Raw genomic sequence first — 12958 nt, forward strand, 5'->3', positions numbered from 1 at the left:
AGGGGGTTTCTTCCCTGCGCGCTATTCGCTATTCGCTATCCGCTCTATAACAGCCCAGCCGAACCGCCCGACCCCATGATCCCGACTGCCAAACTCGAACGCCTGCTCGACCGCTTCCACGCAGTGGAGGCGGAGCTGTCGTCCGGCGTCGCCGGGCCGTCCTTTGTCAAGCTGTCGAAGGAGCATGCCGAACTGTCGCCGGTGGTCGAGGCGGTGCGGGCTTATCGCGACGCGCAGCAGCAATTCGAAGACACCGAGGCGCTGATCGCCGATCCGGCCACCGATTCGGAGATGAGGGCGCTGGCGGAAGAAGAGCGGGCCGAGTTGAAAGCCACGCTCGACAAGCTCGAACATGCCCTGAAGATCCAGCTCCTGCCCAAGGATGCGGCCGACAATTCGTCCGCGATCCTCGAAATCCGCGCCGGGACCGGCGGCGACGAAGCGGCGCTGTTCGGCGGCGACCTGCTCAAGATGTACCAGCGCTATTGCCAGCTTCAGGGCTGGAAGACCGAGTTGATGAGCCTTTCCGAATCCGATCTCGGCGGCATCAAGGAAGCCGTGATCGACGTGCAGGGGCAGGGCGTCTACGCCAAGCTGAAGTTCGAAAGCGGCGTTCACCGCGTTCAGCGCGTGCCGGTAACCGAAGCGGGCGGGCGCATCCACACTTCGGCGGCGACGGTCGCCGTGCTGCCGGAAGCCGAAGATGTCGATATCGAGATCAACGAAAAAGACCTTCGCATCGATGTTTTCCGGGCTTCGGGCGCGGGCGGCCAGCACGTCAACAAGACCGAGAGTGCCGTGCGCATCACCCACATCCCGACCGGCATCGCAGTGGCGCAGCAGACCGAAAAGAGCCAGCACAAGAACAAAGCCCAGGCGATGAAGCTGCTCAAGGCGCGCCTGTTCGAGATGGAGCGCAGCCGCGTCGATACCGCCCGCGCATCGGAACGCAAATCGCTGGTCGGTTCCGGCGACCGCTCCGAACGCATCCGCACCTACAATTTCCCGCAAGGGCGCGTCACCGACCACCGCATCAACCTGACGCTCTATAAGCTCGACCGGATCATTTCCGGCGACGATCTCGGCGACGTCATCGACGCGTTGGTGACCGAAGATCAGGCCAGCCGTCTCGCCGAACTTGAATCGGACGAAGCGTGAGCGATCCCCGCCAAGACGCCATCCGGCGCCTCACCGAAGCCGGTGTCGACAGTCCCCGGCTCGACGTGCGGCTGTTGTGGAACGCGGCTCAGCGCAATCCGGGCATCTTCGAAAGCTATGTGAAGCGCCGTATCCGGCACGAGCCGGTCGCCTACATCGTCGGCTACAAGGAATTCTGGAGCCTCGAATTTAGCGTGGAGCCGGGCGTCCTGATCCCGCGGCCGGCGACCGAAACGGTCATCGAACAGGTTTTCGACGCTTATCCCGATATCGGCGCCCCGCTGAAAATTCTCGATCTCGGAACCGGATCGGGATGCCTCCTGACCGCGTTACTAAAGGAATATCCGAACGCCCGCGGCGTCGGAATCGATGAATCGGACAAGGCGCTGATGGTTGCGGCCCGCAACATTGCCAGTCACGGCCTGCAAACGCGCGCGGAATTGAAGCACGGCAACTGGATGGAAAATCTTGAGGAGGGATGGGACGTCATCGTCTCCAACCCGCCTTACATCCCGACGGGAGACATCGCCGGCCTCGATCCGGACGTTCGCGAATACGAGCCGACCGGCGCGCTCGATGGAGGGCCGGACGGCCTCGATTCGATCCGCGCCCTGGCGGCAGGGTTTCGGCAGCACCTGACAGGGACGGCGTTTGTCGAAATCGGTGCCGGGCAGGCCGAGTCCGTACAAGCTCTGATGGCGGCGGCCGGATTGTCGGTGCACCATATAGCCCCGGATCTCGCGGGAATCCCGCGGGTTGTGGTTACCGGCCCCTGAATAACGGGTTCCGGGACGCTGGGGCGAAAAAAGTGTTGGAATAGCCCCGCCGAACGGCTAATTTCCGACTCCGGGGAGAGGCGCCGGGCCTAGTGGCCAGGCGATGGTGGCGCGTTGATCGCGCCCGGCCTCAGGCACTGCGAAAGACGTATTTCGAATGTTGTTCATGCAAGGCGGCCTCCTGCGCGCGCAGCGGACGGTATGGTCCGTAAGCGCCTTGGCCGGAACCTAAGGGGATTTTTTGGTGAAACGTTCACGGAGAGGCGGCCGCAGGCCGCAAAACGGTCATAGCGGACACCCTGGCGGTGGCGGCGGTGGTGGTGGCGGTGGCGGTGGCGGATTCAATCCGAACCGCAGCTACGATTCCAGCGGCCCCGAGGTGAAGATCCGCGGTACGGCCTCCCATATTTATGAGAAGTACTTGCAGCTCGCGCGCGATGCCAACGCCATGGGCGACCGCATCATGGCCGAGAATTATCTGCAGCACGCCGAGCACTATTTCCGCATCATGGCTGCTGCACAGGCGCAGCAGGCGGCGTGGCAAGCCCAGCAGGCAGCCCAGCAGCCGCGTCCTGCAGCCGGAACCGGCGATCAGCCCGCTCCCGCTGCCGGCTCAACCAGCGCTCCGTCCTTCTCCCTGGCCGAGGGTGGCCAGGACGTCGAAGAGAACGAAGACGAAGGCGAAGAGTCCGAGGTGGCGGAGTAAGTCCGCCACTTTGTTCCCCGCCCATTGGCATTCCTCCCCCGCATCGGCGCGGGAGGGATTCCGCTGAAGAACAGCGGCTCGCCGCGCCGTCGCTGAAGGCGAAGCCGGGCGGAGGTGGCCCGTCTGGGCCGTAGGGCGCCTATTCTGTCGCGCCCCTTGTAGCTGCCGCTCTCAATTCCCACATATCCCTCAGGCGCGACGCCCATTCCGGGGTCGTGCGTTGACCGGACTCGTCCTAGGCTGCTGCCTTCGCGCAGGGCTTTGGGGACGAGGGCTTGAGAGGCAGACATGGATATTGAGAAATTCACCGAAAGGGCGCGCGGATTCATTCAATCGGCGCAAGGTTTGGCCCTTCGTTCCAACCACCAGTATTTCACCCCAGAGCACCTCTTGAAGGTGCTGATCGACGATGAAGAAGGCTTGGCGGCCCGCCTGATCGCCGCCGCCCAAGGCCGCCCGGAGCAGGTCCGTGATGGCGTCGCCAGGGCGCTCCAGAAGATGCCGCAGGTCCAGGGCGCCCAGCAGGTTTATCTCAACAACGACACCGCCCGCTTGCTCGACAATGCCCAGCAGATCGCGACCAAGGCCGGCGACAGCTTCGTCACCGCCGAATACCTGCTGCTGGCGCTGGCGATGTCGGCCGGCGATTCCGCCCGCATTCTGAAGGACGCCGGCGTCACCCCGCAGAACCTGAACAAGGCCATTGCCGATTTGCGAAAGGGGCGTACGGCCGACAGCGCCACCGCCGAAAACGCTTATGACGCGCTCAAGAAATACGCCCGCGATCTCACCGAACTCGCCAAGACCGGCAAGCTCGATCCGGTGATCGGCCGCGACGAAGAGATCCGCCGTACCGTGCAGGTGCTGTCGCGGCGCACCAAGAACAATCCCGTGCTCATCGGCGAACCGGGCGTCGGCAAAACCGCCATTGCGGAAGGCTTGGCGCTGCGCATCGTCAACGGCGACGTGCCTGAAAGCCTGCGCGACAAGAAGCTGATGGCGCTCGACATGGGCGCGTTGATTGCCGGCGCCAAGTATCGCGGCGAATTCGAAGAGCGGCTGAAGGCCGTGTTGCAGGAGATCATGGCCGCCGAAGGCAAAGTGATCCTGTTCATCGACGAAATGCACACCCTGGTTGGTGCCGGTGCGGGCGAGGGCGCAATGGACGCCTCGAATCTGCTCAAGCCGTCGCTGGCGCGCGGCGAACTGCACTGCGTCGGTGCCACCACGCTCAACGAGTACCGCAAGCATATCGAAAAGGACGCCGCACTCGCGCGCCGGTTCCAGCCGGTGTTCGTCAGCGAGCCGACGGTGGAAGACACCATTTCGATCCTGCGCGGCCTGAAAGAGAAATACGAAGTGCACCATGGCGTGCGGATCACCGACTCCGCCATCGTCGCCGCGGCGCAGCTCTCCAACCGCTACATCACCGACCGCTTCCTGCCCGACAAAGCCATCGACTTGATGGACGAGGCGGCCAGCCGTCTGCGTATGCAGGTGGACTCCAAGCCCGACGAGCTCGACGAACTCGATCGCCGCATCGTGCAGCTCAAGATCGAGCGCGAAGCCTTGCGCAAGGAAACTGACAAGGCTTCCAAGGAGCGCCTCGTGCATCTGGAGGAGGAGCTGGCGAACCTGGAGCAGGAATCCGCCACTCTGACCGCCAAGTGGAAAGAGGAAAAGCAGTCGGTCCAGGATGTGCAAAGCCTGAAGGATCGTCTCGACAAGGCGCGCGCCGAAGTGGTGATCGCCCAACGTCGCGGCGAGTACGCGCGGGCGGGCGAATTGCAATACGGCGTCATTCCGGGGCTGGAAAAGCAATTGCAGCAGATCGACGACAAGCGCCAGAGCGCCATGGTCAACGAGGCCGTGCAGCCCGAACACATCGCGCAGATCGTCTCGCGGTGGACTGGAATTCCGGTCGACAAGATGCTGGAAGGCGAGCGCGACAAGCTGCTCAAGATGGAAGATGCGCTGGAGCAGCGCGTCGTCGGCCAGACACCGGCGGTGCGCGCCATCGCGAACGCGGTGCGCCGGGCTCGTGCCGGCCTGCAGGACCCGAACCGTCCCATCGGCTCGTTCCTGTTCCTGGGGCCCACCGGCGTCGGCAAGACCGAACTGACGAAAGCCTTGGCGTCATTCCTGTTCGACGATGACAACGCCATGGTCCGCATCGACATGAGCGAGTTCATGGAAAAGCACGCCGTGGCCCGTCTGATCGGTGCGCCTCCGGGTTATGTCGGCTACGAGGAAGGCGGCGTGCTCACCGAAGCGGTGCGGCGCCGGCCCTATCAGGTGATCCTGTTCGACGAGGTCGAAAAAGCCCATCCCGATGTGTTCAACGTGCTGCTCCAGGTTCTGGACGACGGCCGTTTGACCGACGGGCAGGGCCGCACGGTGGACTTCAAGAATACCGTGATCATCCTGACGTCGAACCTCGGCACCGAGTTGATGAGCGGCCCGCTGACCAAGGACATCCGCGACAGCGTGATGGCGGCGGTGCGGGCGCACTTCCGTCCCGAGTTCCTCAACCGGCTCGACGAGATCATCCTGTTCCACCGCTTGAGCCGCGCCAACATGGACAAGATCGTCGACATCCAGATTGGGCGCCTGTCGAAACTGCTGGAGGATCGCAAGATCGCGATCGCGCTCGACCCCAAGGCGCGCGAATGGCTGGGCAATGCCGGCTACGATCCGGTCTATGGTGCGCGTCCGTTGAAGCGGGTGATCCAGCGCCGTCTGCAGGATCCGCTGGCGCAGCTTCTGCTCGAAGGCAAGATCGGCGACGGCTCGACCGTCGAGGTCGGGGCGGGTCACTCCGGCCTGACCCTCAATGGCGAAGAGTTCGTCACGCCCGACGATCTCGCCTACGAGAACGCACCGAGCAAGAGTCTGAACTGATCTTTCACACGGCAACGCGGAGAGACCCGATCTCTCCGCGTGTCCGCGTGGAAAACGCTCATCCCAGCGGCAGAACTGTCTTTCCGAACGTCGAATTGGTCACGATCGCGAAGCTGCCGTAAAGCGCCAGGCAGCCGCACACCAATCCCATCCAGCCGCCGAGATGAGTGATATTCGGCGCTGCCATGAGGTTGCCGGCGGCAAGCAGGAAGAACGTGATCCACAGCGTGAGGAAGATCAGGAACACCGCCCGCGACAGCTTGAACGTTGCCACCCACATGTAAAGCGTGAACACGCCCCACAAGGCGAGCGCGGCGCCGATGGTGGAATGCGCGCCGGAAAGATCGAGGAGGTGATTGCCGCCCAACAAAAGCAGCAGTGCAAACCACCACCAGAACGCGCCATAGGCGATGAAGGCCGTCATGCCGAATGTATTGCCGAGTTTTACTTCGAAGATGCCGGCGAGAAGCTGAGCCGTTCCGCCGAACGCCATTGCCAGCGGAATCACGACGGGTTCGCCGCCCGCCGGCAACAGTCCGGCATTGATCGCACTTAACAGAACCGTCGTGAGTCCGAAGCCGACAAGCCCCAATGCCGCAGGATTGACCTGCGCCGCGTTTTCGTTGGCCATGGATATTTCACTCCCAGAACGCCGGTCGAGGCGCCGGCAGACGTCAAGTCTCCCGGATTCTGGTATGTTTTACGAACGAAAATATGAAGCTGCCGTAGGGGCTACTTCGTCCCGCCGTTGCGCAGGTTTGTGGCGACGTCGGCGACCTTGGTCTCGAGCTTGGTGGCCGCGAGCTTGTCGTCGATCTTCAGGCGTTCGCCCTGGAAGGCGCGAAGGTCCTTGCCGCCGAGCTTGCGCCCTTGTGCCATCTTCAGCTTGAGCGGATTGACCTGGGCGCTGTTGACCATCGTCTCGTAGTGCAGGTGCGGTCCGGTCGACATGCCGGTATTGCCGCTGTAGGCGATGATCTGCGCCTGACGCACTTTCGATCCGACGTGCAGGCCCGGCGTGAAGCGCGACAGATGTCCGTAGGCGGTGGCGTAGCCGCTGCCGTGATTGATCTTCACGAAACGGCCGTAGCCGTTCGACCAGCCGATGAACGCGATGGTGCCGGCGCCGGCCGCCATGACCGGGGTGCCGATCGGAACGCCGAAGTCGACGCCCTTATGCATGCGCGAATAGCCGAGCACCGGATGGAACCGCATGCCGAAACTGGAGGTGATGCGGGCGCCGTCGACCGGCGTCTTCATCAGCATGCCTTTGACGCTTTCGCCGGAGGCATCGAAGTATTCGGCCGGATCGTTGGGATTGGCCTGGTAGCGATAGAGCACGATCGGCTTGCCGTCGATCTTCATCATCGCGTACGAAATCTGGCCCTGTCGCGCGGGTTGACCTTCCGGCGTGTAATAGTAGTCGTAGAACACTTCGAACGAGTCGCCGGGGTGGATGTCGCGCTGGAAGTCGACCTTGTACGAGAACATCTTGATCATCTCGCCGACGACGTCGGTCGGGATGCCTGCGCGCATCGCGGAGAGATAAAGGCTGCCGTCGATCGTGGCACCGGCGCGGTGGACGTGGCTGACGAGCTGCTTGATCGTGTCGGTTGCCGTGAAGCCGCCGTCGGCCGCGCGCGTGATGGTGATGTCGTGATCGACGGACGGCGAGAACTTGATCGAGATCAGTCGCGTGATCGGTTCGCCCGGAACGGCGGACGCCTTCGTCATGTCGCTGTCGTCGTCATCGTCCGAGGACGGATCGTTGGCGCTGGCGCCGGCGATATCGGGACGGGTGTTGTAGGTGATCTCGAATTCCGTACCGGCGCGGAGCGAGCGGGCGTTGTGGACTTTGCCCATCGCGGCGATCGCCGCATTCGCGTCGTCGGCGGAAATGCCGGCGTTCTCGAGCGCACCGGCCAGCGTGTCGCCGGCATCGAGCGTGATGGTGTGCGTCTCGATGCTGGGGCGCTTCGCGGCGCGTTCGGCATTGGCGGCGCGATCGAGGCCGGTCGGCTGCTGCTGCACGCCGGGCATCGGCGCGACCGAAGCGAACAGCGCGTTGGTGCCGCCTTGGGTCAACTGGAGGAACAGGCGATAGGGCAGGAATCCGCGGCTGGCATTTTCGACGTTGCCGCCCGTGACAGGCGGCATGGTGTTGACCGCGAGCCAAGCGATCGAGCCGACGATCAGTGCCGAAATCGAGGTGGACAGGACCGTCCAGCGGTTGTCGTTGTTGAAAGGTGTCGCGTCGGGTGTCGGGCCCGTCCATTCGGGCTCAAAGGTAAGTGGCGACGATTCGGTCCGACGATTCACGTAAGCTCCAATCAGCGGTGTTTGTTGTAGTTGTCCCAACCTTTTGCGGAGCGCCCAACACGCGGCGCGCATATAGCCTCAGCCAATGCTGGCGCGTCAACCATTACTCGCCGCTTAACGATACGAATGACCACGTACGAACGATCCGCCGCATTAAGATAGGTAAATCGGTCGCATGCATGCTGTGCACAATGCAACAATGAGACCACAAAGACACACGGCGCTTGACCTGATTTGGATCAAGCACCGCATGTCTGAAATCGTTTTAATGTTGGTATTTTGAGGGTCAGAGTCGGACCAGAAGCCCTTCGGCAATCTTGCCGTGTGTCCATCCGATGAAGCGTGCCATGTGCAGCACCAGGAAGAACACGACGACTCCGATTCCCGCGAGCAGTACCAGGCCCGGCGCGGTGTGGAACAGGTGTTCCAGCCACGGCACGCCGGAAATCACGATGTGACTTTGGTTGCTGGCGAGCGAGTAGATCGCGATTCCGGTCACGCCGAGCGACATCGCAAGACCGACGACGCCGAGCGTGAAGTAGAGAACGCCGAGCGGCAGCATGAGCAGCAGATACATCATGCTGGTCCACGTGCGGCTGTCGCCGAGTGCGTCCTTGATTTGCGGCCAGATGCGTTCGTCGGCATTGACCGCCGGCAGGCGGCGCGGCATGCGCACGCCGAGCAGTCCTTCGACGATGCGTCCTTCGACGTGGGACAGCATGCGGAACGACATCAGGAACACGAGCGCCAGCGGAATGCCGATGATCAAAATGCTGGTGCCTGCGGTGACCGAAATGCCGACCACCGTCCATGTGAAATAGAAGACGCCCGTGACCAGAGACAGCAGCATGTAGAGCAGGGCGCCATAGGTGCGCGGATCGGATACGACACCGAAAAAGCCGCCGCCATTGCTCATTTCGGCATCGGGCTGCTTCGGGAACGGCGTCGTGATGGTCGCTTCCATATCGCGATACTCCTCGGCGATTTCCTGCGGCGATCCGTATGTTTCGATGACGGTCGCCATGACCGCGGCTTCATCCATGTCGGGATTGCCGGCGATCTCCATGTTGAGATGCTCTTCGCAGTCGGCGAGAGCGTCGGCGATCAATCCGCGCGGGGCGCCCTTGAGGGCGCGCCTCAGTTCGGAGAGATAACCGCGGACCGAATTAGGCGGTTGGACGATATTCATTACCCGTCCCTCCGGGGGCGATACCGGCCTTCAGCGCATCGTCGACAAACTCGCGCATATCGCGCCAGGCGAACTGCCATTCGGCCAGCGCTTTGCGGCCTTCGTCGGTGATATTGTAGTAGCGGCGCGGCGGGCCGAAGGCCGAAGCCTCCACGCGGCTCTCGAGGAGCCCCAAGGCGTTCAGCGACCGCAGCACGGGATAGATTGCTCCCTGCTTGAAGATCAGTCCGCCTTCGCCTTCCGCCTTCACGGCTTTTGCGATCTCGTATCCGTACATTTCCCTTCCGGCGCGTGCGAGCACGGCCAGCAGGACCAGGGACGACAGTCCGGCCATCAGCTCCTTACGGAATTTCCGCGTGTATTGCGTTTCTTCAGCCACGTCACACTCGCGTTTTCTTCCGCCCTCTCGGCTATTGCTAAGTCCAATCTAGCGTGAACTTCACAATATGCAAGTGCCGAGTAGTGGCAACCTCACGGTATTTTGCACTTGGCACCTGCACTGGTTAATGGATGGTTACCAACGCCCGCTTGGCGCTGGCATATGGGAGATGCAGGCGAGGACTGCTGCGGATGCAGGGTGGCGAAAATATTTCAAACCGTCATAGTTGTTTACAACCTTTCTAACAAATGAGAGTTCACGTGGCTTCCGGCAGCTGTTAACTCCTTGTTAAATAACAAAATCCTTTTTCGTCCGGAACTTGGCATTAAACCTGCTGGTTCCCCATCAAAAGATGGGGTGCGCATAGCATGTTCAGTAAATGGTGGGTGGCTCTAGCCGCCGTCGGGGCGATCACCGCTGCTCAGGCCGAGGTCATTCCGAACCAGTTCGATTTCGAGAATGGTGGGACACCAACTCTCAATTACACGGGGTTCGCCAATTTCATCGTGTCGGCCGGGTCGGTCGATCTGATCGGCGACGGCGACTACGACTGGGCGTTTCCCGGCAACGGGCTGTACGTCGATCTGGCGGGTTCTACCGGCGCGTACGGCGCGCTGCAGACCAAAACCGTCTACGGCCCCGGCACATATATGGTGACCATCGGGCTTGGCGGACCGATCTATTCCGGCATGAACGACGGTGCGATTCTGTCCTGGGCTTCCGGCAGCAAGTCGTGGGATTTCGCCGGTCTGGATCAGATAACCGACAGTTTCCTCGTGACCCTGACCAGTGCTTCGTCCTTCAAGATTGCCGACGCGGGCAAATCGGGCAATGCGAACATCGGCGCCACGCTGTTCGGCATCGATATTGGACTCGTCTCTCATGGCCTGCCGCTGCCCCCGCCGCCGGCGGTGCCAGAACCGTTGACAATCATGTTGCTGGGGGCAGGGCTGGCGGGTGTGTTCGGCCTGCGCCGGGTCCGCAATCAGCGCGGTAATCACGGTTAATCAAAGCTTCATAGCCGCTCCCTTAGGGTTCGACGTCTGAGTTCGGGCCCTAGGGGATTTTGGCATGTGTGGATTTGCCGTTGCGATCGATTGGCCGGATGCGGCTGAAGCCGTGAACCGTCTGGTGCAGGGTATCGCCACGCGTGGCGATGTCACCGATCCGCTGTGCCAGCCGAAGGAAACGGTCGCCATGTGTACGCGGCGGCTGCGCATCATCGATCGCGACAACGCGGTCCAGCCGCAGACCTCGTTCGACGGCAAGCTTGCCGTGTCGTTCAACGGCGAAATCTACAATTACCGCGAACTGCGCGACGAGCTCGTGACCTTGGGCGCGCGGTTCCGCACCGATTCCGACACCGAAGTGCTCGCCAATGCGTTGCGCTTCTGGGGTTATCACGCGCTCGCCAAGCTGCGCGGCATGTATGCGTTCGTCGCCTACGAAATTCCCACCGGCCAGTTCCTTGCGGCCCGCGATCCGTTCGGCATCAAGCCGCTGTACGTCATGCAAAAGGACAACGGCTTCCTGTTCTGCTCGGAAATGCGTCCGCTGCTTAACACGGTGGAGAAGGGCGACGTGATGTCCCTGCCGCCGGGATTCCTTTTGACGCACAACACCTGCGCGCCGTTCCCGTCGATGGTGCAGCCGCAGCCCGAAACGTTCCAGCCGACGGACCGCAAGAAACTGGACGCCTTGCTGCGCGAGGCCGTGGAATCCCACCTACCGTCCGACCTGCCGTTCGCGATCATGTTCTCCGGCGGCATCGACTCCACGCTGGTCGCCCATTATGCGCGCCAGGTGCGGCCCGAAGTGTCGGGCTATTTCGTCGGCGGTCACGAGAGCGTCGATTATCCCTTCGCCGCTGCGTATGCCGAAGCCACCGGCTTCGACATGAAAAAGGTTCCGTTCGATCCCCATAGCGACGACACGTTTGCGCTGTTGTCGGAAGCGGTGGTCACCACCGAAAGCTTCGAGCCGGCGCTGGTGCGCGGTGCCGTCGTGTCGCTGGCGGTTTCGAAGGCGATCCAGAAGGACAACATCCGCGTCGCGCTGTGCGGCGAGGGCGCCGACGAACTGTTCTGCGGCTACACCCCGCTCGAAAAGGCGTTCGGTATCGACGAAGGCTACGGCCGCGCCATGCGCGAGGAATGCCTGGGGTTGATGAACCGCATTTCGCTGCAGCGGGTCGACCGCTGCTCGATGCACCACAATCTGGAAACGCGCGTCCCGTTCCTCGATCCGATGGTCGCGAACTATGCGCGCGGTCTGGCGGCCGACGATCTCGTTCGCGACGGCGTCGGCAAGGCGGCGTTGCGCGATCTGTTCGATCTCTATCCCAAGGATCTGCCGCGCATCATCCGCGACCGTTCGAAAATCCTGTTCAGCGAAGGCGCCGGCCTCAAGGCGACCCCCGAGGAATATGCCTGGGACGACCGTTTCGAGGATGCCATCTCCGACATCGAGTTCGTCGACGGCCTGCGGCGGTATTCGGCGTTCAACCTGCACAGCAAGGAAGAACTGTATTACCTGCAGCTCTTGCACCAGGGCATGGACGTATTCCGCATGCCCCAGCTCAGGAAACGCGCCCGCATCACGGCGGCGCCGCCGTCGGCTGCGAAATCCGCATAACCCTTACGCAGCGACGGCATGTGCAGTGCCGGTGCCTCGTGCTAGCACGGGCGCACCATGAACATTGACGCCTACCTCGACCGCATTCGCTACGACGGCCCGCTCCGCCGCGACGCGGCCACGCTGACGGCGTTGCATCGCGCGCATCTGCTGGCCATCCCTTATGAAAATCTCGACGTCCAGTTCGGCCGGCCGCTCACCACGGCGATTCCGGCGATCTTCGACAAGATCGTCACCAGGCGCCGCGGCGGCTGGTGCTACGAAATGAACGGCCTGTTCGGCTGGGCGCTGGCGGAGCTTGGGTTCGAGGTGACGCGCTGCGCCGGTGCGGTTCTGCGCGAGAGCCGCGGCGACGAGTCCATCGGCAATCACCTGGTTCTGAAGGTGCGCGTGGACGAGGGGACGTTCCTCGCCGATGTCGGTTTCGGCGACGGGCCGATCGATCCGATCGCGATCGTATCCGGCCCCTTCGTCAGCCACGGCTTCGAATTTGCGCTGGCGCAGATCGAGGGCGACGGCTGGTGGCGGCTCCGTCATCATGCGTTCGGCGGCGTCTCGTCGTTCGATTTCACGCTGGCGCCGGCCGACGAGACCTTGCTGTCCGAGCGCTGCGCTTTGCTGCAATCGTCGCCGCAGTCGCCGTTCGTGCAGAATGCCGTGCTGCAGCACCATGTCGGCGACGGGGTGTGGCAGATGCGCGGCCGCGTTCTGCGCAAGACCACGCCGGCGGGCAAAACGGATCGCGTGGTCGACAGCGCCGCGGAATATGTCGACGTACTGTCCGACATCTTCAAGCTCGGTCTGCCTGAAGCCGCCGATCTGTGGCCCAAGATCTGCGCCCGGCACGAGGAACTACTGCGCGAACGCGACGGCAGCCCAGTCGCGCCGTGATCCGG

At 62.6% G+C, this 12958-nt stretch carries 10 protein-coding genes and 1 pseudogene; 7 read left to right on the top strand and 4 right to left on the bottom strand.

Going from position 1 to position 12958, the window contains the following annotated elements; all coding sequences use genetic code 11:
• Positions 1–75: 75 nt before the first annotated feature.
• From prfA to clpB, 4 genes and pseudogenes are all read left to right on the top strand, one after another.
• Positions 76–1158 carry a peptide chain release factor 1 gene (prfA, locus tag FHS84_RS17550; RefSeq protein ID WP_166936802.1) on the top strand — a complete coding sequence of 361 codons (1083 nt, stop codon included), beginning with the start codon at positions 76–78 and terminating at the stop codon, positions 1156–1158.
• Positions 1155–1934: a peptide chain release factor N(5)-glutamine methyltransferase gene (gene prmC / locus FHS84_RS17555; protein WP_166936804.1), complete on the top strand. Its 780-nt coding sequence runs from the start codon at positions 1155–1157 to the stop codon at positions 1932–1934. The genes prfA and prmC overlap by 4 nt, the downstream gene beginning before the upstream one ends.
• Before the next feature lie 241 nt (positions 1935–2175).
• Positions 2176–2463: pseudogene (locus FHS84_RS23145) on the top strand (DUF4167 domain-containing protein); the annotation flags it as partial.
• 465 nt (positions 2464–2928) lie between these two features.
• Complete coding sequence (clpB, locus tag FHS84_RS17565) at positions 2929–5541, top strand: ATP-dependent chaperone ClpB (RefSeq protein ID WP_166936808.1); 2613 nt, start codon at positions 2929–2931, stop codon at positions 5539–5541.
• Between the two features lie 58 nt (positions 5542–5599).
• Here clpB and FHS84_RS17570 read toward each other — a convergent pair whose 3' ends face one another.
• The 4 genes from FHS84_RS17570 to FHS84_RS17585 all read right to left on the bottom strand — a co-directional run bounded on the left by FHS84_RS17570 (position 5600) and on the right by FHS84_RS17585 (position 9428).
• Positions 5600–6172, bottom strand: a complete 573-nt coding sequence (locus FHS84_RS17570) for an acetate uptake transporter (RefSeq protein WP_166936811.1) — start codon at positions 6170–6172, stop codon at positions 5600–5602.
• A 101-nt stretch (positions 6173–6273) separates the two neighbouring features.
• Positions 6274–7860, bottom strand: a complete 1587-nt coding sequence (locus FHS84_RS22290; protein WP_166936813.1) for a peptidoglycan DD-metalloendopeptidase family protein — start codon at positions 7858–7860, stop codon at positions 6274–6276.
• A 286-nt stretch (positions 7861–8146) separates the two neighbouring features.
• The gene (locus tag FHS84_RS17580; protein WP_166936815.1) at positions 8147–9049 is read right to left on the bottom strand and encodes a sensor domain-containing protein; all 903 of its coding nucleotides are present in this window, start codon (positions 9047–9049) and stop codon (positions 8147–8149) included.
• Positions 9027–9428, bottom strand: a complete 402-nt coding sequence (locus FHS84_RS17585; RefSeq protein ID WP_341801842.1) for a PadR family transcriptional regulator — start codon at positions 9426–9428, stop codon at positions 9027–9029. The genes FHS84_RS17580 and FHS84_RS17585 overlap by 23 nt, the downstream gene beginning before the upstream one ends.
• A gap of 368 nt (positions 9429–9796) precedes the next feature.
• Here FHS84_RS17585 and FHS84_RS17590 point away from each other — a divergent pair, with 368 nt between their 5' ends.
• The 3 genes from FHS84_RS17590 (at position 9797) to FHS84_RS17600 (ending at position 12953) form a co-directional block, all read left to right on the top strand.
• Entirely contained in the window at positions 9797–10435 is a 639-nt protein-coding gene (locus FHS84_RS17590) for a PEP-CTERM sorting domain-containing protein (RefSeq protein ID WP_166936817.1), read from the top strand.
• A gap of 64 nt (positions 10436–10499) precedes the next feature.
• Positions 10500–12062: an asparagine synthetase B family protein gene (locus FHS84_RS17595; protein WP_166936820.1), complete on the top strand. Its 1563-nt coding sequence runs from the start codon at positions 10500–10502 to the stop codon at positions 12060–12062.
• 57 nt (positions 12063–12119) lie between these two features.
• Positions 12120–12953, top strand: coding sequence for an arylamine N-acetyltransferase family protein (locus FHS84_RS17600; RefSeq protein ID WP_166936822.1), 834 nt, complete (start codon positions 12120–12122; stop codon positions 12951–12953).
• The last annotated feature ends 5 nt before the right edge of the window (positions 12954–12958 follow it).

It is taken from the genome of Rhizomicrobium electricum, from assembly GCF_011762045.1.
Lineage (GTDB): Bacteria > Pseudomonadota > Alphaproteobacteria > Micropepsales > Micropepsaceae > Rhizomicrobium > Rhizomicrobium electricum.